The 19,672-nt window shown below is 66.7% G+C and carries 18 protein-coding genes and 4 tRNA genes; 12 read left to right on the top strand and 10 right to left on the bottom strand.

Annotated features, from left to right (window positions below; all coding sequences use genetic code 11):
• Positions 1–44: 44 nt before the first annotated feature.
• From QM019_RS01280 to QM019_RS01265, 4 genes are read right to left on the bottom strand one after another with little or no spacing between them, the layout of a single operon-like run.
• Positions 45–2,198 (bottom strand): 3-hydroxyacyl-CoA dehydrogenase NAD-binding domain-containing protein, encoded by a 2,154-nt coding sequence (locus QM019_RS01280; protein WP_282851552.1) that lies wholly within the window; start codon positions 2,196–2,198, stop codon positions 45–47.
• Positions 2,199–2,207: 9 nt separating this feature from the next.
• Positions 2,208–3,422, bottom strand: a complete 1,215-nt coding sequence (locus QM019_RS01275) for a thiolase family protein (RefSeq protein WP_282851673.1) — start codon at positions 3,420–3,422, stop codon at positions 2,208–2,210.
• 48 nt (positions 3,423–3,470) lie between these two features.
• Positions 3,471–4,724, bottom strand: coding sequence for a ribonuclease D (locus tag QM019_RS01270; RefSeq protein ID WP_282851551.1), 1,254 nt, complete (start codon positions 4,722–4,724; stop codon positions 3,471–3,473).
• The gene (locus QM019_RS01265; RefSeq protein ID WP_428831942.1) at positions 4,711–5,271 is read right to left on the bottom strand and encodes a DUF3000 domain-containing protein; all 561 of its coding nucleotides are present in this window, start codon (positions 5,269–5,271) and stop codon (positions 4,711–4,713) included. Before QM019_RS01265 ends, QM019_RS01270 begins: the two co-directional genes overlap by 14 nt.
• A 108-nt stretch (positions 5,272–5,379) precedes the next feature.
• On the opposite strand from QM019_RS01265, the gene QM019_RS01260 reads away from it, so the two are divergent.
• On the top strand, positions 5,380–6,585 hold the full coding sequence (locus tag QM019_RS01260; protein ID WP_282851550.1) for an alpha/beta hydrolase family protein: 1,206 nt from the start codon (positions 5,380–5,382) through the stop codon (positions 6,583–6,585).
• Here QM019_RS01260 and QM019_RS01255 read toward each other — a convergent pair.
• The 3 genes from QM019_RS01255 to QM019_RS01245 are packed head-to-tail and all read right to left on the bottom strand — an operon-like array spanning position 6,558 to position 8,675.
• On the bottom strand, positions 6,558–7,325 hold the full coding sequence (locus tag QM019_RS01255; protein WP_282851549.1) for a dihydrofolate reductase family protein: 768 nt from the start codon (positions 7,323–7,325) through the stop codon (positions 6,558–6,560). The two genes, QM019_RS01260 and QM019_RS01255, sit on opposite strands and share 28 nt — an antisense overlap.
• A gap of 10 nt (positions 7,326–7,335) precedes the next feature.
• Positions 7,336–7,761: a SufE family protein gene (locus tag QM019_RS01250; RefSeq protein WP_282851548.1), complete on the bottom strand. Its 426-nt coding sequence runs from the start codon at positions 7,759–7,761 to the stop codon at positions 7,336–7,338.
• An 8-nt stretch (positions 7,762–7,769) separates the two neighbouring features.
• Positions 7,770–8,675: a sulfurtransferase gene (locus QM019_RS01245; protein ID WP_125105813.1), complete on the bottom strand. Its 906-nt coding sequence runs from the start codon at positions 8,673–8,675 to the stop codon at positions 7,770–7,772.
• 128 nt (positions 8,676–8,803) lie between these two features.
• Between QM019_RS01245 and zapE the strand changes: the two genes are divergently transcribed.
• Positions 8,804–9,796, top strand: a complete 993-nt coding sequence (gene zapE / locus QM019_RS01240) for a cell division protein ZapE (protein ID WP_282851671.1) — start codon at positions 8,804–8,806, stop codon at positions 9,794–9,796.
• Between the two features lie 248 nt (positions 9,797–10,044).
• A complete protein-coding gene (locus tag QM019_RS01235) occupies positions 10,045–11,295 on the top strand; it encodes an ammonium transporter (protein WP_282825366.1) in 1,251 nt (416 codons plus the stop codon).
• A gap of 311 nt (positions 11,296–11,606) precedes the next feature.
• Here the strand turns inward: QM019_RS01235 and QM019_RS01230 are convergent, their stop codons facing one another.
• Together QM019_RS01230 and QM019_RS01225 are read right to left on the bottom strand one after the other, a co-directional pair.
• Positions 11,607–11,873, bottom strand: coding sequence for a DUF7218 family protein (locus QM019_RS01230; RefSeq protein WP_125105815.1), 267 nt, complete (start codon positions 11,871–11,873; stop codon positions 11,607–11,609).
• A gap of 257 nt (positions 11,874–12,130) precedes the next feature.
• Positions 12,131–12,202 (bottom strand) — tRNA-Val (locus tag QM019_RS01225).
• Between the two features lie 192 nt (positions 12,203–12,394).
• Between QM019_RS01225 and QM019_RS01220 the strand changes: the two genes are divergently transcribed.
• The 8 genes from QM019_RS01220 (at position 12,395) to QM019_RS01185 (ending at position 17,062) form a co-directional block, all read left to right on the top strand.
• Positions 12,395–12,467: transfer RNA gene (locus QM019_RS01220), tRNA-Gly, on the top strand.
• A gap of 49 nt (positions 12,468–12,516) precedes the next feature.
• Positions 12,517–12,587: transfer RNA gene (locus QM019_RS01215), tRNA-Cys, on the top strand.
• A gap of 45 nt (positions 12,588–12,632) precedes the next feature.
• Positions 12,633–12,704: transfer RNA gene (locus tag QM019_RS01210), tRNA-Val, on the top strand.
• Positions 12,705–12,833: 129 nt separating this feature from the next.
• Positions 12,834–13,496: a pentapeptide repeat-containing protein gene (locus tag QM019_RS01205; RefSeq protein WP_282851547.1), complete on the top strand. Its 663-nt coding sequence runs from the start codon at positions 12,834–12,836 to the stop codon at positions 13,494–13,496.
• Between the two features lie 62 nt (positions 13,497–13,558).
• Positions 13,559–13,810 (top strand): hypothetical protein, encoded by a 252-nt coding sequence (locus QM019_RS01200; RefSeq protein ID WP_282825372.1) that lies wholly within the window; start codon positions 13,559–13,561, stop codon positions 13,808–13,810.
• 150 nt (positions 13,811–13,960) lie between these two features.
• On the top strand, positions 13,961–14,374 hold the full coding sequence (locus QM019_RS01195) for a hypothetical protein (RefSeq protein WP_282825374.1): 414 nt from the start codon (positions 13,961–13,963) through the stop codon (positions 14,372–14,374).
• A 202-nt stretch (positions 14,375–14,576) separates the two neighbouring features.
• Complete coding sequence (gene thrS / locus QM019_RS01190; protein ID WP_241209171.1) at positions 14,577–16,502, top strand: threonine--tRNA ligase; 1,926 nt, start codon at positions 14,577–14,579, stop codon at positions 16,500–16,502.
• Entirely contained in the window at positions 16,502–17,062 is a 561-nt protein-coding gene (locus tag QM019_RS01185; RefSeq protein WP_125105820.1) for an HIT family protein, read from the top strand. The genes thrS and QM019_RS01185 overlap by 1 nt, the downstream gene beginning before the upstream one ends.
• A gap of 16 nt (positions 17,063–17,078) precedes the next feature.
• Here the strand turns inward: QM019_RS01185 and pdxR are convergent, their stop codons facing one another.
• Positions 17,079–18,560, bottom strand: coding sequence for a MocR-like pyridoxine biosynthesis transcription factor PdxR (pdxR, locus tag QM019_RS01180; protein ID WP_282851546.1), 1,482 nt, complete (start codon positions 18,558–18,560; stop codon positions 17,079–17,081).
• A gap of 84 nt (positions 18,561–18,644) precedes the next feature.
• Here pdxR and pdxS point away from each other — a divergent pair, with 84 nt between their 5' ends.
• Positions 18,645–19,556, top strand: a complete 912-nt coding sequence (gene pdxS / locus QM019_RS01175) for a pyridoxal 5'-phosphate synthase lyase subunit PdxS (protein ID WP_125105822.1) — start codon at positions 18,645–18,647, stop codon at positions 19,554–19,556.
• Positions 19,557–19,672 lie beyond the last annotated feature (116 nt).

Below are 19,672 nucleotides of genomic sequence, written 5' to 3'. Positions count from 1 at the left end.
GGGCCGGCTCCCGGTGGGGGAGTCGGCCCGCGTTCGGGCGTTCCTTAGCGCTGCGCGGCGCCGCGGATCGTCGGGGTGTGGAACGTGCCGCCGAAGGCGCGCTCGCTGGCGCCCACGCGGTCGAGGTACGGCGTGATGCCGCCATCGAGCAGCGGGAAGCCCGCGCCGAGGATGAGGCTCAGGTCGATGTCCTCCGGGGCGGTAACGACGCCCTCGTCGAGCATGATCTTGATCTCTTCGGCGAGCCCGGTCTCGAGGCGCTCACGGAGTTGCTCGGCGGTCATGGGGGTCTTGCCCTCGGTGCCGACGATCTTCTCGAACTCCTTCGTGTAGCCCTTCGGGCGACCCTTGCCGTCGCGCTCGATGAGCTTCGCGCCCGAATCGGCCAGCGCATCCAGGTTCTTCGACTCGAAGAAGCGGTCGGGGAACGGCGTGTGGTGCGAGGTGAGCACGTGCGCTCCGACCTTGAGACCAACCAGTTCGAGTAGCTCGAACGGGGTCATTGGCAGGCCGATGGGGTCGGAGGCGTGGTCGACGACGGCGATTGGGGTGCCGGTGTCGACGGCGTGCATCGCCTCACCGAGCACCTTGGCGAGCACGCGGTTGACGACGAAGCCCGGGCGGTCGCTGGTGATGACCGCGGTCTTCTTGAGGTTCTTCGCGACCTGCATCGCCGTCGCGAGCGTGGCCTCGTTCGTCTTCGCTGCGTTGACCACCTCGACGAGCGGCATGACGGCGACCGGGTTGAAGAAGTGGAAGCCGACGAGACGCTCCGGGTGGCGGAGCTTCGAGCCGATCTCGTCCACTGAGAGCGAGGAAGTGTTCGTTGCGAGGATCGCTTCTTCAGAGACGATGTTCTCGAGGTCGCCGAAGACGTCCTGCTTCACCGAAACCTCTTCGAACACGGCCTCGATCACCCAGTCGCAGTCGGCGAACTGGCTGCGGTCGGTCGTGCCGGTCACGAGGGCGGTGAGGCGGTTGAATTCGTCGTTGTCGAGGCGACCCTTGTCGCGCAGCTTCTCGAGCTCGGCGTGCACGTTCGCGACACCGCGGTCGACGCGCTCCTGGTCAAGGTCGGTCATGATGACGGGCACCTTGAGGCGTCGCATGAACAGCGTCGCGAACTGGCTGGCCATGAGGCCGGCGCCCACGACGCCCACCTTGGTGACCTTGCCTGCGAGCGACTTGTCGGGCGCACCGACGGGGCGCTTCGCGCGGCGCTGCACGAGGTCGAAGCCGTACATTGATGCCATGAACTGGTCGCCCGAGATGAGGTCGGCGAGCGCCTCGTTCTCGGCCTCGAACCCGCGCGCGAGGTCGTTATGCTTCGCGAGGGCGATGATGTCGAGGGCCCGGTAGGGTGCCTGCGGCACGGTGCCGAGACGCTCCTCGACCGACTTGCGCGCGATCTTCACCGCGATGTCCCATTTTGTGACTCGCTCGATCTTGCCGGGCTCGTTTGGGCGCTTCACCGTCTCGCCGCCGAGCACGGCATCCGCGAACTTCAGCGAGTCTTCGAGGAAGTTGACCGGCGCGATGAGACGGTCGACGAGGCCGAGCTCGAGGGCCTGCGTCGGCTTGAGGGTGCGGTTCATCTTGAGCGGGTTCTCGATGATGACCTTGAGGGCGTTCTCGATGCCGATGAGGTTCGGCACGAGGGTGGCGCCGCCCCAGCCGGGCACGAGGCCGAGGTAGACCTCGGGGAGGGCGATGGCCGGGGTCGAGGCGTCGATGGTGCGGTAGGTCGAGTGCAGCGCGACCTCGACGCCGCCGCCGAGGGCGAGGCCGTTGACGAACGCGAAGCTCGGCACACCGAGGTCGCCGAGCAGTCCGAGCGCGTGGTGCCCGATCTCGCCCATGAGGCGCGCGACGTCGCGGCTCGGGATGCGGTCGACGAGCGACAGGTCGGCGCCGGCCGCGAAGCTGAAGCGCTTGCCGGTGATGGCGACGGCGTCGATCTCACCGGCGGCGGCACGCGAGCGCAGCGACTCGAGCGTCTCGCCGAGCGCGGCGAGCGTGTTCGGGCCGAGCGTGTTCGGACGCTTGTAGTCCTTGTTGTTGTCCAGGGTGATGAGGGCGAGGGTGCGACCGGATGCGAGGCGTACGTCGCGCACCTTCGACTCGGTGATGACCTCGACATCGGCGGCCGACTCGAGCAGCGCCGCATACTTGCTGCGGTCAAACTTGGGGAACTTCACTTGTTCTGCCTACTTTCCTGCTCGCGCGTGCTTCTTGCCGTTCCAGGACGGGTTCTCCCAGATGATCGTGCCACCCTGGCCGAGACCGACGCAGAGCGCGGTAACGCCGTAGCGCACCTCGGGGAACTGCTCGAACTGGTTCGCGAGCTGCATCATGAGGCGCACGCCGCTCGCTGCGAGCGGGTGGCCGAGGGCGATTGCCCCGCCGAAGCGGTTGACCGAGGCGTCGTCGTCCGCGATGCCGAAGTGGTCGAGGAACGAGAGCACCTGCACCGCAAACGCTTCGTTGAGCTCGAACAGTCCGATGTCGTCGATCTTGAGGCCAGCGCGCTTGAGCGCCTTCTCGGTCGAGGGGATCGGGCCGAGGCCCATCACCTCGGGCTCGACGCCCGCGAACGCGAACGACACCATCTTCATGCGCGACTTGAGGCCGAACTCCTTGAGCGCGTCGTCGGAGACGAGGATCGACGCGGTGGCGCCGTCGGTGAGCGGCGAGGCGTTACCAGCCGTCACGCGACCGTGCGGGCGAAATGGCGTCTTGAGACCGGCGAGGCCCTCCATGGTGGTGTGGGGCCGCAGGTGCTCGTCGCGGTCGGCGAGACCCCAGCCGGCTTCGCTCTCGATGGCGACCGGAACGAGGTCACGGGTGAAGTTGCCGTCCTCGTACGCCTTGGCGGCCTTCTGCTGCGAGGCGAGCGCGAAACGGTCGGCGCGCTCCTTCGTGTACTGGGGGTAGCGGTCGTGCAGGCGCTCGGCCGTGTTGCCCATGTTCAGAGCCTCGCCGTCGACGAGCTGCTCGGAGAGGAAACGGGGGTTCGGGTCGACGCCCTGACCCATCGGGTGGTGGCCCATGTGCTCGACGCCACCCGCGATGACGACGTCGTTCTGCCCAAAGCCGATGGTCGAACCCATCAGCGCCGAGGCGGTGAGCGCACCGGCGCACATGCGCTCGATCGCGAGGCCGGGGACGCTCAGCGGCAGGCCCGCGAGGATCGCGGTCGTGCGGCCGAGCGTGAGACCCTGATCGCCCTGCTGCGTCGTCGCCGCGATAGCGACGTCGTCATAGCGGTCGGCCGGGATCTGCGGATTGCGGTCGATGAGTGCCTTCATGGCCTTCACCGCCAGATCGTCGGCACGGGTTCCCCAGTACATGCCCTTTTCGCCAGCGCGGCCAAAAGGCGTGCGCGTGCCGTCAATGAAATGGACCTCTGATCCGGTCACTATTCCTCCTCGTGGTCCGCATCGTTACGGACCGTTGTGATCAGGCCGAGCCTATCGAGAGGAGATGTCGGAATCCGTAGCGCCTTGGGCAGCCTCGACAAATGACCTCGCGATTACGGGGGCCGTCATGTCGACCTGCCACTGTCGCGCTCCCAAATTACTGAGTTCAGTCCGAATCTCGGATTCGGTCTCGGCCGTGCCGTCCCAAGCAAGCTGTCGCAGGAGCGACGGCGTGAGCAGATTCTCGGTCGGCAGGTGCAGTTCTTCGGCGAGTTCGGCAACGGCGGGACGCGCTGCGCTGATCCGGGTGAACGCCTCGGGACGCTTCTGCTCCCAGGCCTTGATAGGCGGCACGCGGTTCGCATCCGGGGCTGCCCGCTTTGGCGGCACGGGGTTCTCACGGCCTGCGGCGACGGCAGCCCACCAGCGATCGAGCTGCGAGCGCGACTGCTTGCCCGTGAAGTCGCTCATCGCGCTGAGTTGTCCACGAGAGCGGGGCTGCGCCTTGGCGACTGCGAGCACGGCGCGATCGGGAACGATGCGACCGGGCGCCGTGTCAGTTTCGCGGGCGTAGGCGTCGCGGCTCAGCCAGAGTTCACGGGCGATCGAGAGCGCGCGCGGCGAACGAAGCTGATGCACGCCCGAGAGCGCACGCCACCGCTCGGGGTCGGCGTCGGGCTCGAGCGTGAGGTGTTTGACCGGATTGAGCGGCCGGCGCAGTTCATCCTCGAACTCCTCGAGCGCCCAGTCGGCCTTGCCCGCATCCACCAGTCGCTTCGCGAGCTCGTCGCGCATATCGACGAGCAGCTCGACGTCGAGGGCCGCGTATGCGAGCCACTCCTTCGGCAGCGGGCGAACCGACCAGTCGTCGGCCGAGTGCGCCTTCGCGAGCTCGATGCCGAGCAATTCCTGCACGACCGCGCCGAGCCCGACGCGATCCATGCCGAGCAGGCGCGCGGCGAGCTCGGTGTCGAACATCCGCGTTGGTTCGAGACCGATGTCGCGCATGCAGGGGAGATCCTGCGTCGCGGCGTGGAGGATCCACTCGTCGTCGGCGATCACCTCGGTCACCGACTTCAGCGAGCCGAACGGGATCGGGTCGATGAGCAGGGTGCCCGTTCCGCGACGGAAAATCTGAATGAGGTAGGCCCGGTCGGAGTACCGGTAGCCCGAGGCGCGCTCGGTGTCGATGGCGATGGGTCCGGTGCCCTCTTCGAGCCGGCCCAGGGCGTCGCTCAGGGCAATATGCGTGTCGATAACCTCGAGTCCGCCGCGCTCGAGGCGCTTGCCGTCAACCGCGGCCATGTTCACGCGCCGCGTGCCGCAGGATCGCGACGTCCTGCGAATCGACCGGCGGAAGTCCAGCGAGCATGCAGAGCAGCGTTGACCACGCCTCGACGTGGATGGCAAGGTCGGAATTCTGCGGCGTCCACGAGGCGCGCATTTCGATCTGGGAGCCCTCACCCTGCTCGGTGAGCTCACCGAAGCCCTTCGAGTTGACCACTGTGACCGTGCCCGAGGGGAAGCGATAGTCGGCGCCGTTCTCGTCGAGCGCGTCGACGAGCCACGACCAGGCGACCTCCGGCAGCATGGCGTCGCCGCCAATGTCGGTCTCCAGCGGGGCCTGCGCGAAGCAGACGACGCGGAAATCACCGCGCCATGCATCCGGCTCGGAGGGGTCGTGCAGCAGGATGAAGCGGCCCGTGCCGAGCTGGGAGTCGCCCTCCAGGTTGCCAGGACTAACATCTGCTGCGAGCGCCAACGCATGAGGGGCCAGACCCTCGGGTGAACGGATTTCCTGCACCCGTAAGTCGCTGCGAAACTCGACAGCTCGAATTGACTCGACTGCCATGTCGAACGCTACGGGCACCGGATGCAAGCTGACCACCACGCCTGAAGGTTAGGCCGGGTGGTGGGGCCTGTGAGCTGCGGCGCGCCGACTTGCCGCGAACGGAGGAAAATGACCGAACGATCCCTCAGGAACGCGACCGCGCTTGCGGCCGGTGCCACCGTGTTTCTTGGCTCGCTCGCGGCAACCGCGGCGACCATGCTCGCGCGCCAGGTGGTGAACCCGCCGCGGAGCACGCGCGGGCCGGTGCGGGTCATCAAGTGCGACCTGCACAACCCCGAGGCAACGGCGGGCACGATCACGCTCGAGCGCACGATTGAATCGGAGACGTCGGGGGAGTACACCCTGTTGTGGGACTCGGCCCGGGGCCGCGCGCGCCTCGGCGAGATCGTCACCGCCGACCTGCGGACGGTGACGCGGCGCTTCAGCGAAGCGATCGGTACGCCCATTGTCGGCATTCGTACTGTGCGGGTGGCCTCTGCCCCGCAGCGCGACATTCGCGACCTCGGCCTGCACTGGCGCGAGGTGGAGGTGCCCGGCGAGCTCGGCACGATGCCCGCCTGGTTCGTGCCGGCCGACCGCGAGGGCAGCCACGACTGGGTCATTCACGTGCACGGGCGCGGCGCGGCAATGACCGAGCCGCTGCGTGCGGTGCCGCTCGTGCGGGCCCAGGGGTGGAACTCGCTCATCGTGAGCTATCGCAACGACCTCGGCGTGCCTTCGCCGGCCGACGGCAAGTACGGCCTTGGACTCACCGAGTGGCACGACGTCGATGCGGCGCTCGAGTGGGCAATTTCGCGCGGTGCCGAGCGAATCGTGCTCACCGGCTGGTCGATGGGCGGTGGCATCGTCGGGCAGACCTACCTCAACTCACGCTTCCGCAAGCGCATCGTCGGCCTCATGCTCGAGTCGCCGGCGGTGAACTGGCACGACACCCTCGAGTACCAGGCTGCGCAGATGCGCGTCCCCGCGCCGGTAGCAAAGCTCGGCATGTGGCTGCTCAACTCGCCCCTGCACCGGGGCCTGCTCGGCACCGACGAGCCGCTCGACCTCGCGCAGCTCGACCTCGTGGCGCGGGCCGACGAGTTCGAGGTGCCGATTCTGTTGCTGCACTCGACCGCCGACACCGTCGTGCCGGTGACTTCGAGCCAACGGCTCGCGCAGGCGCGGCCCGACCTCGTCGACTACGTGGAGTTCACGCGTGCGCGGCACACACGGCTCTGGAACGTCGACCGCGAGAGCTGGGAGACGGCGGTGGACGACTGGTTCGCCGGGCTCAGCGTGCAGGCTCAGGCGTCGGCGCGCACCAGCCGCTGATAGAGGAAGCCGAACTCGTCCTCGAGCAGGAGCACGCGCTGGAAGGCGGAGTTGCGCGACGACGAGGGGAGCGCCGGTGACGTGTCGGGGCCGAACACCGGAGCCTGCGTGAGGCACACCTCGTCGAGGAGCGCCCCGTCGAGGAACTGACCGATCAGGGTCGTGCCGCCCTCGACGACGATCTGGCGCAGGCCGCGGCCGCGTAGCTCCGCGAGCACGGCATCCAGGGGCACCCGGCCGGCCGACGTGTCGAACTCGGCGAAGTTGGCGCCGGGCATCGTCTCGGCGGCGCGGTCGCGCGCCGAAGTCGGCCCGCACACGAGCACCGAGGCAGCCGCATCCGCCTCGCTGATGCGGTGGCCCGCAAGGTTGCCAGACTCCGAGATGATGCAGAGCCAGGTGGGGCGGGTCGCGGTGTGGCGCTCCTCGCGCACCGTGTTCGCGCCGACCACGACGACGTCGCTCATCTCGCGAATGAGCCGCAGGATGCGCCGGTCGGCCCGGTTCGAGAGGCTGTCCGAGGTGCCGTCGCCACCGGTGATGCGTCCGTTGAGCGAGCCGAGCATGTTCATGCGCACCCAGTCGGCCCGCGGTGGCGCGTAGTGCTCGCGCAGCCACGACTCGGCCTGGTCGATGCTGTCGCCGGTTAGGTCGAGCCGGTCGCCGGCACCGCCGAGCTGGCGGAGCCAGGCAGGGTCCGGCATGCGGCTGAGATCAAACGGCTGCGAAGTGTCGGGCACATCAACCAACCTACGCGCTCGTGGCCTCCCGGACCTGACGCTGCACGCGACTGAGCATGCCGACCATGCCGTTCAAGCGCAGCGGCGAGACCTGCTTGGTGATGCCGAGCTCGAACGGGAAGTCGACGGGGATGCCGAGCACCTCGTCGGTCGAGAGCCCGTCGATGCCCTGCACGAGCACTGAGGCGAAGCCGCGGGTCGTGGGCGCCTCGGCCGGGGCCTTGGCGAACAGGCGCACCGTGCCGTCGTCGACCTCGGTCGTGATGAAGACCGGTGACTGGCACTCAATGACGCGCTCGAATTCGACGTCGGCGAAGCGTTCGGGCACGTCGGGCAGCTCATCAGAGAACTCGAGCAGCATCGTGAGCCGCTCGCGCTCGGGGATCGCGAGGAAGTCGTCGCGGATCTCCGCGAGCTGAGCAGGAATTGCAGACATCATTGCCTCTATCGGGTCGGCGCGGTGCCGGGCTCTTCGCCGACGACGATCGGGGCGCCAACGAGCGAACCCCACTCGGTCCACGAGCCGTCGTAGTTGCGCACCGTCGGGAAACCGAGGAGGTACTTCAGTACGAACCACGTGTGGCTCGAGCGCTCGCCGATGCGGCAGTATGCGATGACATCGTCGCTGTCGCCGAGGCCGAGTTCGCCGCGGTAGATCTGCTCGAGCTCCTCACGCGACTTGAACGTCGCATCCTCATTCGCGGCGCGCGCCCACGGCACCGAGTGGGCCGAGGGGATGTGTCCGCCGCGCAGCGCCGACTCCTGCGGGAAATCGGGCATGTGCGTGCGCTCGCCCGTGTACTCGGGGAAGCTGCGCACGTCGATGAGCGGCTTGCCCTCGCTCAGGTGCGCGACGACGTCGTCGCGACGGGCGCGCAGGCCGGTCTCGTCGCGCTCGACGACGGGGTAGTCCGAGGCGGTACGCTCGGGCACCTCTCGAGTGAGTTCCCGACCCTCGGCGACCCACTTCTCGCGGCCGCCGTTGACGAGGCGGATGTCTTCGTGGCCGAACAGTTCGAACACCCACATGGCGTAGGCGGCCCACCAGTTCGAGCGGTCGCCGTAGAGCACGATGGTCGTGTCGCGGCTGATGCCGAGGCGGCTCATCAGCTCGGCGAAGCCCTCGCCGTCGACGTAGTCACGTACGACGGGATCGTTGAGGTCGGTGTGCCAGTCGACCTTGACTGCACCCGGAATGTGCCCGGTGTCGTAGAGGAGTACGTCTTCGTCAGACTCGACGACCACGAGGCCGTCGTCGTGAAGGTGCTCGGCCAACCACTCGGTCGAGACAAGACGGTGGGGCTGCGCGTACTGCGCGAATTCCCGGGATTCGTCGAAGACGACGGACATGACTACTCCTCGAATACTGCGGCGTTCGTACCTAGGTCAGCGTAGTCTTGACCCAGCTTATTCCTGCGCAAAAGGAGACCTCTGTGACCGTAGGCACCCTCGTACATCTCACCGAACAGGTTCCGCAGATGACGCCGGATGAGATGGTGCGGGCCCTGGTGCCGCCGCCACAGTTCGCGCACGCGAGTTTCGAGAACTACGTGCCCGATGAGTCCTATCCGTCGCAGATGCAGGCGGTCGAGATCTCGCGCGACTTCGCGAAGGCCGGGGGAGACCACTCGAGCGGCCGCGGCTTCATGTCAAAGATGTTCAAGCGCGCACCGACGGTGAAGCCCGGCGTCTACCTCGACGGTGGCTTCGGCGTCGGCAAGACCCACTTGCTTGCCGCGACATGGCACGCCTTTAGCGGTCGCAAGTACTTCGGCACGTTCATCGAGTACACCTCGCTCGTCGGCGCACTCGGCTACCAGAAGGCCGTCGAGGCATTCACCGGCGCCAGCCTGCTCGCCATCGACGAGTTCGAGCTCGACGACCCGGGCGACACCATGGTCATGACCCGCTTCCTCGGCGCGCTCGTCGAGAAGGGCACCCACGTCATGGCGACCTCGAACACCCCGCCGAATGCGCTCGGTGAGGGACGATTCGCGGCGCAGGACTTCCTCCGCGAGATCACGAAGCTTGCCGACGTGTTCAAGACGGTGCGCATCGACGGTGTCGACTACCGTCGGCGCGCGGTTGAGGGCCACGCGATCGTGAGCTCGCCGGCCGAGGTGCAGGATGCGGTGGATGCGTGCATCAGCGCGGGCAAGACAGTCGCGCAGGACGACTTCCGCACCCTCATCGACTTCCTTGCCACCGTGCATCCCTCGAAGTATGTGCGCCTCGTCGACGGCATCAGCTTGCTTGCACTCACCGATGTGAGCGAACTCACCGATCAGTCCGAGGCGCTGCGCTTCGTCGCCTTCATTGACCGGGTCTACGACGCCGAAATCCCGATTGTCGCCTCGGGCGTGCCCCTCGACGCGATCTTTGGTGGCGGCATGGTCGACGGCGGCTATCGCAAAAAGTACCTTCGCTCGGTGTCGCGACTCATTGCATCCACCGGCGCCGCCAGCGCGTAGCGCGCGCCGCGTTCGTCGCAGCCCGTAGCCCCGGAAAACTCCCGGGTTACGGGCTGATTCTTTGCAATTTTGCGCAATCTTCAACAAGGTTGCACGCAAGTTAAAATTTGTTGAGAGTGCAAAGTTACTCAAAATATGCACTAAAAACGCCATTTATTTTTGGCGTTCGGTCTACTCTCAGGAACCACACACCAACGGTTTCGGGTCGAGCGGTTGACCTGCCGGGTGTGATTGAGAGGAGAACTTCAATGGATACAGGTGGTGCGGCCTGGCTCATTACTGCGACGGCGTTGGTGTTGTTTATGACACCGGGCCTCGCGCTGTTCTACGGTGGCCTCGTTCGCGAGAAGGGCGCCATCTCGATGATGATGATGTCCTTCGGCGCGCTCGCGTTGGTCGCTGTGCTCTGGGTGCTGTTCGGACACGCGATGATCTCGGTCGACGGCTCGTCCTTCTTCCAGTTCGCGGGGAACCCGTTCACGGACTTCGGCATGGTGGCGACCTCGGGCGATAACGAAGCCATGATGGGCAGTGCCTACTCGGCGACATTCGCGATCATCACGGTGGCCCTCATCTCGGGCTCGATCGCGGATCGTGCACGCTTCGGCTCCTGGCTGCTGTTCGCGGGCATCTTCGCGACGCTGGTCTATTTCCCGGTCGCGGCCTGGGTGTGGGGCGGCGGCTGGATCTCACAGCTCGGCACGGCGCTCGGCTTCGGCGACCTCGGCGTCATCGACTACGCCGGTGGAACTGCGGTGCACATCAACGCGGGTGCTGCTGCCCTCGCTCTTGCGCTGGTGCTTGGTCGCCGCCAGGGCTTCGGCAAGAGCCTCAACCAGCCGCACAACGTGCCGCTCGTGCTCGTTGGTACCGCAATCCTCTGGTTCGGCTGGTTCGGCTTCAATGTCGGCGCCGAGGGCACGGGCAACCTTGTCGACGGCATCCCCGGCCTGATCACGGTCAACACGATCGTGGCCCCGGCTGCCGGTATCCTCGGCTGGCTCGCGATCGATCGAGTTCGCGGCAAGAAGCCGACCGCGGTTGGCGCTGCCTCTGGTGTCATCGCTGGCCTCGTGGGTATCACCCCCGCGTGTGCCGACATTCTTCCCGGATGGGCTCTGCTCCTCGGCTTCGTGTGTGGTGTTGCCGCTGAGTACGCTTGCGACCTCAAGTGGGCCGCGAAGTACGACGACTCGCTTGACGTCGTGGGCATTCACCTGGTCGCGGGCCTCATCGGCTCGATCTGGCCCGGTCTGTTCGGAACTACCTCGGGACTGTTCATGGGCTTCGGTGTCCAGCAGCTGATCCTGCAGGTTGTCGCCTCTGTGGCGGTATTGATCTACTCGTTCGTGGTTGCGTATGTGGTGGGGATGGTCATTCAGAAGACCATCGGCTTCCGAATCACGAGCGAGGAGGAGCTCGCAGGTGTGGACGAAAGTGTCCACGGCGAACGCGCTTACCAGCGCACCGGCGAGCTCAACCAGGTTGGTGCGGCGTAGGCCACTGATCGTCCTACGACGAATGGATGGCGGTGCCGGAAGCACTCACTGCGGGCCAGCGTAATGCTGTGTGAGTGATTACGAAGCCGCCGACCACACCAACCACCAGGGCCCCGGAGTCATCGACTCCGGGGCCCTTATTAATTCTCCCGTTGCGCGCCCTGCGCGGCCGCTACGAGCGTTGTGGCCGTGCGTGCGCACCTGTGCCCGCGTATCCGCCCTCGCACCAGATCGCGCCGCAGTCGATGTGGTTTTCTACGTTTGATGCGGTTGTACGCGCAGCGCTAGTAGAAAACTGCAGGGATCACCGGTTAGTGCTCTCGAAGTCGCGTGATGAGTTCGCTCTTTGTAGATCTGGACACTCCTGTGATGCCCAGCTCTCGCGCTCGCGCGCGGAGCTCCGGCACGGTCCGGTCCTCGTAGTTCTCAGCGGCTCCGCCGCGTTTGCCCACGGCGGTTCTGCCTTCCTTCGCTGCTGCGTTCGAGATTCGGGCTGCCTGTTCCTCAGACTTTCCCTCGGCGCGCAAGCTTTCATACAGTTCCGGGTCCTTTAACGATGATCGACGTTGACGTGGCATGGTCCGCTCCAATCAGTTCGTTTGTGCGAGCACCTTCGCCTGCTTGACGGTGTCCCTCGCACGAGATTGTTTGCATGCAATTACCACCTTCTCGAATCTGGGCCGACACGTCTACCCGCGTTGAGGAGACGGACCGGGGCAGTACGGGTCGCACTCAGACACGCCCGCGCGGGATGCGCGGCATAGACCGGACGGATGGCCGGCGACGGGGGAGTCGGGGAAACGAATCAGGGCCTCCCGTGGGAGGCCCTGTGAGGTGGGTGATACTGGGATCGAACCAGTGACCCCTTCCGTGTGAAGGAAGTGCGCTACCGCTGCGCTAATCACCCGCAACAAGGGTCTATCTTGGCACACGCGAGCGATGTCGCGCAAACCGGCTCCCTCGAGACACGCTGCTGGGAACGAATTTCATGCTGTTGATCTGGGATTTCTAAATTCCCCGCCGTCTCGATTTGCATTGCACGGAATGCTTGCATTAGTGTAGTTCGAGTGCTGAGGCGCCGAAAGGAAGCCAAAGTCACGCGGATGTAGCGCAGTTGGTAGCGCATCACCTTGCCAAGGTGAGGGTCGCGAGTTCGAGTCTCGTCATCCGCTCGAGTGTGAACAAGACCACGTCTTGAGAGCACGGGCATAGACCCAGTACGGTGACGTGGCCGAGAGGCGAGGCAGCGGCCTGCAAAGCCGTTTACACGGGTTCGAATCCCGTCGTCACCTCGGTATCCTGTACGGGATGCACAATGCAAGTCTCGCAAGAGATGAGCGCGATTGGCGCAGCGGTAGCGCGCTTCCCTGACACGGAAGAGGTCACTGGTTCGATCCCAGTATCGCGCACGAGCAAAACCCCCTGAGTAATCAGGGGGTTTCTTCGTTAGGCAGTGACCTGGGGCGATGTATCGGAGCGCGAACGGGCCCTTTGTCGTCGCCTCTCGGTAGGCTGCAGGCCGACGAATAGGAGCGGACGTGACAGCGAATCGAACCCCAAAGATTGTGGCACCGATGGTTGACGAGCTGCGTCTGCCAGAGCTCGCCGACGCCAGTGCGCTCGAGATCGTCGCTGCCGGCTACTACGAGGCACGTCGGTATATCGATGCTGACCTCGCGGGTCGTGAACTTTCGAGCGTGAGCGAGTGCGAGTTCCTCGGGCTCGATGTGCACGCGGCGCAGCTCCGCAACGTCAGCATCGCTGAGACTCGGCTCGAGCGAGTCAGGGCACCCGAGCTCAAGGCGGCCGGCTCTGACTGGCGCGACGTGCACATCGAAAGCTCCCGGCTCGGCGCCGTCGACCTTGCTGAGGCCGACCTCCGCGGGGTGCGAATCACCGCATCCAAGATGTCGTTTGTGAACCTTCGTGCCGCGACGCCACGCGATATTCGCTTCGAGAACTGCGTCATCGACGAACTCGACTTGACGCTGGCCCGCGCAGACCGGGTCGCGTTCCACGAGTGCACGGTGCGCACACTCATCCTCGATCAGGCCAGGTTGCAGCACTTCGATCTGCGCGGCGCTGAACTGAGCCGCGTGCGCGGCCTAACGTCGATGCGTGGCACGATTCTGACGTTTCACCAGGCCGTTGACCTCACCGAAACGTTCGCTGACCACCTCGGCATCACGCTCGCCGACTGAGCACGCTTGCAACCCGGGCGACGGCTGGGATGCGGCGGCGAGCGTCGCGAAGGACCGCTCGAGTGCTCGCCTTCGCAGACGTGAGCGCCTTCTTCACGCAAGCTATCCATACGCCGATTCAGGGCGAGCTGCCCAGGCTGCTCGGCGTGGGTGTGTTGAAGACCGCCTGGCGGGTCAGCGTGATGTTGCTCGCCTCGTCGCTCGCTGTGCCGATTAGCGCGCTCGTCGTAGAGAACGTCGACTGGCACATACCGTTCGTGGCCACAGCCATCGCGTCGGTCGCGGGCCGCGCCGAGGGTTCCGTCGGGCCATAGCCGCTGCTCGTGGCCGCGCCTGTCTGTGCGGCGATGGGGGCGTTCATTCGCCGGCTGCCCATCAACGACGAGATCGCTGACGTGCTCGAAGCGGCGACGCCGACATCGTACGAAACACTTGCGGGCTTCCCGGGTCGATAGGATGGCCCGGTGAATCAGGTGAGTGGCAGCAGCATGCGTCGGGTCAAGGGAATCGGCATCGCGGCGGCGGTCGGCGCAGTGTTGGCCGGCTGCTCGGGCGGCGGGGAAGCGGTGCCCGCGGTGACCGGTGACGCGACCGAATTCTCGACTGTCGAGGAGCTGCGCGACGCGTATGTCGCCGCGGGCGGCACCTGCGAGTCCTGGGAGGAAATCGACCCGGGCGACTACGACGCCAAGGCTGGGCGCTGCTCCGACACCGTCGTCATGGCCGTCTACGCGAACCCCGAAGAACTCGCGGCCGCGGTCGATCGCTCGAAGAACCTCGCCGTGCAGACGCACCTGCTCGTCGGCGAGAACTGGCTGCTCAACGTTGACAACCCGCAGGACTTCGTCGACGCCCTCGGCGGCACCACGGTCAGCTAGGGCAACCCGCACCACCTAGAATCGTTCGATAGCCGACGCGCCGTGCGCCGGCAACTTAACCACCGCATCCGCGCAAGTAGGAGACGACGTGTCTGCACCAGACCTCAAGAACGCACCAGCACCCCTGCGACTCGAGGCCAGCACGACGACGACGGGCACCGAACTCTTCGCGGACGCCCCGAAGCAGCCCGCGATCGTCGCGATGCGCGTTGACGGTCAGCTGCTCGACCTCTTCCGCGAGATCGAAGCGGGCCAGACCGCGGAGGCGGTAACCATCGACAGCGAAGATGGCCTGAACATCCTGCGCCACTCGGCCGCGCACGTCACCGCGCAGGCCGTGCAGAAGCTGCACCCCGACGCGAAGCTCGGCATCGGGCCGTTCATCACTGACGGCTACTACTACGACTTTGACGTCGAAGAGCCCTTCACCCCGGCCGACCTCAAGGCCGTCGAGAAAGAGATGCAGCGCATCGTTAAGCAGGGCCAGCGCTTCGCCCGTCGCGTCGTGAGCGACGAGGATGCGCGCGCTGAGCTCGCCAGCGAGCCGTACAAGCTCGAGCTCATCGGCCTCAAGGGCAACGCGGGCAGTGACGCCGGCGAAAACGTCGAGGTCGGCGCCGGCGAGCTCACGATCTACGACAACGTCGACCCGAAGTCGGGTGACACCGTCTGGTACGACCTCTGCCGCGGCCCGCACCTGCCGTCGACAAAGCTCATCGGCAACGGCTGGTCGCTCATGCGCAGCTCGGGCGCTTACTGGCGCGGCAGCGAGAAGAACCCGATGCTGCAGCGCATCTACGGCACCGCGTGGCCGACGAAGGACGAGCTCGTCGCCTACAAGACCCGCATCGAAGAGGCCCAGAAGCGCGACCACCGTAAGCTCGGCGCCGAGCTCGACCTGTTCAGCTTCCCCGACGAAATCGGCTCGGGTCTCGCGGTGTTCCACCCGAAAGGCGGCATCATCCGCCACGAGATCGAGTCGTTCATGCGCGAGCAGTTGCTCAAACATGAGTACGAGCTCGTCAACTCGCCGCACATCACCAAGGGCGCGCTGTTCGAAACAAGCCAGCACCTCAACTGGTACAAGGACGGCATGTTCCCCGCGATGCACCTCGACGAGGTCACCGACGACGAAGGCAACGTCACCAAGCAGGGCCAGGACTACTACCTGAAGCCCATGAACTGCCCCTTCCACAACCTCATCTTCCGCGCCCGCGCCCGCAGCTATCGCGAACTGCCACTGCGCCTTGCCGAGTTCGGCACGGTCTACCGCTACGAGAAGAGCGGCACGCTCTCGGGCCTCACCCGCGTGCGCGGCCTGACGCAGGACGACGCGCACATCTACGTGACGGATGAGCAGGTCAAGGGCGAGATTCAGCGCCAGCTCGAGTTCGTGTTCGAGACGCTGCGCGCCTTCGGATTGAACGACTTCTACCTCGAGCTCTCGACGCGCGACCCCAAGAAGTCGGTCGGCACCGACGAGCAGTGGGAGATCGCCGAGCAGACCCTACGCGAGGTCGGTGAGGAGTCGGGGCTCGACCTCGTCGACGACCCGGCTGGCGCCGCGTTCTATGGCCCGAAGATCTCGGTGCAGGCGCGCGACGCCATCGGCCGCACCTGGCAGCTCTCGACGGTGCAGCTCGACTTCAACCAGCCTGAGCTGTTCGAACTCGAGTACGCGGCGGCCGACGGCACGCGCAAGCAGCCGGTGATGATTCACCGCGCCCTGCTCGGCTCGATCGAGCGCTTCTTCGCGATCATGCTTGAGCACTACGCGGGCGCGTTCCCGGTCTGGCTTGCACCCGAGCAGGTCGTCGGCATTCCGGTCGCCGATGAGTATGCCGACTACCTCGGCGAGGTCATCTCGCGCCTGCGTCGCGAGGGCGTTCGTGCGCAACTCGACGACTCGGCCGACCGCATGCCGAAGAAGATTCGCACGCACACCAAGGCGAAGGTGCCGTTCATGCTCATCGCGGGTGAGGACGACCGCCAAGCGGGCGCCGTCTCGTTCCGCTTCCGCGACGGCTCGCAGCGCAACGGCGTGCCCGTCGACGAAGCGATCGCGCTCATCACCTCGGCCATCCGCGAGCACACGCTCGTGAGCTCCGACGCCGACGTGCTGGCGTAATGACGGGCGAGCGCGAACCCTACGAGCTGCAGCCGGCCGACGACTTCGTCGGCGTGCCCGACGGCTTCGAGCGCACCTGGGTGCCGCACCGCATGGCGTACATCGACAATGGCGAGGAACGGCGCAAGCCCGACCATGCCTGCGTCTTTTGCTCGGCGCCCGACAAGAGCGACGAGGACGGCCTCATCGTCAAGCGGGGCGAGCTCTGCTACGTCGTGATGAACCTGTACCCCTACAATACGGGGCACCTGCTTGTCTGCCCGTACCGTCACATCGCCACCTACGACCTCGCGACCGACGCTGAGGTCATGGAGATGGCGCACCTCACGCAGCGCGCGATGACGGTGCTGAAGTACCAGGGCGGCGTCGGTGGCTTCAACATCGGCATGAACCAGGGCGAGGTCGCCGGCGCCGGCATTGCTGGGCATCTGCATCAGCACATCGTGCCGCGCTGGCCGAACGACGCGAACTTCCTGCCGATCATCGGCCGCACGAAGCCGATGCCGCGTCTGCTCGGCGAGCAGCGCGCCGAGATCGCGGCCCTCTGGGACGCCGAGTAGCTCGCACGCGCTCGCGCTAGAGCGCCGCGCGGAGGCGCGCGAGTCCCTCGGCGAGTTGCGCCTCCGAGAGGTGCGCGTAGCCGATGACGATGCTGCCCGAGGCGGATGCGCTGCTCGCGCCGCTCGGGCCGCTCGGTGACGCACTGCTCGGCTCACGCCAGTACACGGCGCCGGGAGACACCCGCACGCCAGCCCGCTCGCACGCTGCCATGAGCTCGGCCTCATCGCGTCGCGTGTGAATCACGGCGTGGAGGCCGCCATCCATGGGGGAGACCTCGACCTGAGGCAGGTCGCCGAGCACCGCGAGCACCGCGGCGCGGCGCTGGCGATAACTGCGGCGCATCCGAGCGGCGTGTCGAGCCAGTTCACCCGAGGCGAGGTACTCGGCGAACGCCCGCTGCGTCACTGCCGAGACCGGGGTGCCGAGGTCGGCGCGCGTCGCGAGCAGCCGCTCCCGCAACGGCGCCGGCGCACCGAGCATCCCAATGCCGATTGTCGGCGCGACGGTCGACGAAAACGTGCCGAGGAGCGCGACGGTGCCGTCGCCCGTGCGGTCGAGCGCGGTGAGTGTCGGCAGCGGCTGGCCGACGTACCGGAGCTCGGAGTCGAAGTCGTCCTCGACGATGAGCACGCACTCGGTGCGCGCCCACGCGAGCAGGTCTTGGCGGCGGGAGATGGGCAGTGAGCCGCCAAACGGGTATTGGTGGCTCGGCGTGACGATCACGAGGTCGGGCTTCGCCGCGCCACGGGGGAGCCGGTCGGTGCGCAGCCCGTCACGGTCGACCTTGAGTGGCACGAGCTCGCAGCCGAGGCGCGCGAGCACGCGGCGCAGCGAGGGGTAGCCGGGAGACTCGACACCGACACGCACCGGCGCGGCGCCGGCCCGCTCGGCCGCGATCGTCTGCACGATGAGCGCGAGGCCTTCGCGGGCCCCGGCCGTGACGAGAAAGTTGCCGGCGTCGCGGGCGAGCCCGCGCATCCGCCGAAAGTGCTCGCTCACGGCGGCGAGGTAGCGCGGGTCGCCCGCGAGCGGCAGCGTCGCGAGGTCGGCGTCGGCCGCGTTGCGCCACGCGCGCCGCCACGCGGGCGTGCGCAGGGTGCCGGTCGAGGGTTGACCTGGGAGGAGGTCAATGGGGTCGAGGGAGGTCTCGGGTGCGCGGCCACCGGTACTCGGGAGCGAGGGGATGCCGGCTGCACCCCGCGCCGCATCACGCCGGCCAGGGTGCGTCTGCCCAAGCGCGGGGTTCACGGTGGTCGCGGCGCCAGTCTGCGACGTGAGATAGCCCTCGGCCGTCAGCTGTTCGAAGGCGGTCACGATGGTGCCGCGCGAGACTCCGAGCCGCGCGGCCCACGCCCGCGACGAGGGCAGCGCATCCCCGGCTCGCAGCACGCCGCGGTCGATGAGCGCCCGCACTGAACCCGCGAGCTGCTGCGGCAGTGGCAGCGGATGCGCGCGGTCGAGCGACACGGAAAGCTCGGTGATTTCGGGAGAGCGCATGGCTCGAGTCTGCCGAAGTGGTCTAACAAAGTCCAGTGATAGTGGATCTTCCAATGGGCCAATTGACCTCGCAGGATGGAGGACATGACCACTTCTGCAACTCCCCCCACCAACGCCAGCCCGAGCACCGACCGCGTCAAGCGCGGTCTCGCCGAGATGCTCAAGGGCGGCGTGATCATGGACGTCGTCACGCCCGAGCAGGCCCGCATCGCTGAGGATGCCGGCGCCGTCGCGGTCATGGCGCTCGAGCGCGTTCCCGCCGACATTCGTGCCCAGGGCGGCGTCGCCCGCATGAGCGACCCCGACCTCATCGACGCGATCATCGCCGAGGTGTCGATTCCCGTCATGGCCAAGGCCCGCATCGGCCACTTCGTCGAGGCGCAGGTGCTCCAGTCGCTCAAGGTCGACTACATCGACGAGTCGGAGGTGCTCTCGCCGGCTGACTACGTCAACCACATCGACAAGTGGCAGTTTGACGTGCCCTTCGTCTGTGGCGCGACCAACCTCGGCGAGGCCCTGCGCCGCATTAACGAGGGCGCCGCGATGATTCGCTCGAAGGGCGAGGCTGGCACCGGCGACGTCTCGGAGGCGATGAAGCACATCCGCAAGATCAGCTCCGAGATCCGCGCGCTTTCGTCGCTCTCGAAGGATGAGCTCTACGTTGCCGCGAAGGAGCTCCAGGCCCCGTACGCCCTCGTCGAGGAGGTCGCATCGACCGGCAAGCTGCCCGTCGTCATGTTCGTCGCCGGCGGCGTCGCGACCCCCGCCGACGCAGCGATGATGATGCAGCTCGGCGCCGACGGCGTGTTCGTCGGCTCGGGCATCTTCAAATCGGGCAACCCTGAGGCCCGGGCTGCCGCGATCGTCAAGGCGACGACCCTGTTCGAGAACGCCGACGTCATCGCCGAGGTCTCGCGCGGTCTTGGCGAGGCGATGGTCGGCATCAACGTCGCCGACCTCGCCCAGCCGCACCGCCTTTCCGAGCGCGGCTGGTGAGCCCCGCGCCGATCATCGGCGTGCTCGCGCTGCAGGGCGACGTGCGCGCGCACGCCCGGCTGCTCGCGCCTGTCTCTTATACACAAATCCGAGCCCACCAGACGGAAGGAGGCAGG

The sequence above is a fragment of the Gulosibacter sediminis genome (genome assembly GCF_030011715.1).
Lineage (GTDB): Bacteria > Actinomycetota > Actinomycetes > Actinomycetales > Microbacteriaceae > Gulosibacter > Gulosibacter sediminis.
This window is presented reverse-complemented; position numbering and strand designations above follow the sequence as displayed.

Bases quoted from the DNA above. Each gene is read 5' to 3' on its own strand.
- QM019_RS01260 (WP_282851550.1), top strand. From the start codon at position 5,380: ATGACCGAACGATCCCTCAGGAACGCGACCGCGCTTGCGGCCGGTGCC.
- QM019_RS01250 (WP_282851548.1), bottom strand. From the start codon at position 7,761: ATGTCTGCAATTCCTGCTCAGCTCGCGGAGATCCGCGACGACTTCCTC.
- QM019_RS01185 (WP_125105820.1), top strand. From the start codon at position 16,502: ATGACGGGCGAGCGCGAACCCTACGAGCTGCAGCCGGCCGACGACTTC.
- pdxS (WP_125105822.1), top strand. From the start codon at position 18,645: ATGACCACTTCTGCAACTCCCCCCACCAACGCCAGCCCGAGCACCGAC.
- QM019_RS01235 (WP_282825366.1), top strand. From the start codon at position 10,045: ATGGATACAGGTGGTGCGGCCTGGCTCATTACTGCGACGGCGTTGGTG.
- QM019_RS01265 (WP_428831942.1), bottom strand. From the start codon at position 5,271: ATGGCAGTCGAGTCAATTCGAGCTGTCGAGTTTCGCAGCGACTTACGG.
- zapE (WP_282851671.1), top strand. From the start codon at position 8,804: ATGACGCCGGATGAGATGGTGCGGGCCCTGGTGCCGCCGCCACAGTTC.
- QM019_RS01230 (WP_125105815.1), bottom strand. From the start codon at position 11,873: ATGCCACGTCAACGTCGATCATCGTTAAAGGACCCGGAACTGTATGAA.
- QM019_RS01270 (WP_282851551.1), bottom strand. From the start codon at position 4,724: ATGGCCGCGGTTGACGGCAAGCGCCTCGAGCGCGGCGGACTCGAGGTT.
- pdxR (WP_282851546.1), bottom strand. From the start codon at position 18,560: ATGCGCTCTCCCGAAATCACCGAGCTTTCCGTGTCGCTCGACCGCGCG.
- thrS (WP_241209171.1), top strand. From the start codon at position 14,577: ATGCGCGTTGACGGTCAGCTGCTCGACCTCTTCCGCGAGATCGAAGCG.
- QM019_RS01245 (WP_125105813.1), bottom strand. From the start codon at position 8,675: ATGTCCGTCGTCTTCGACGAATCCCGGGAATTCGCGCAGTACGCGCAG.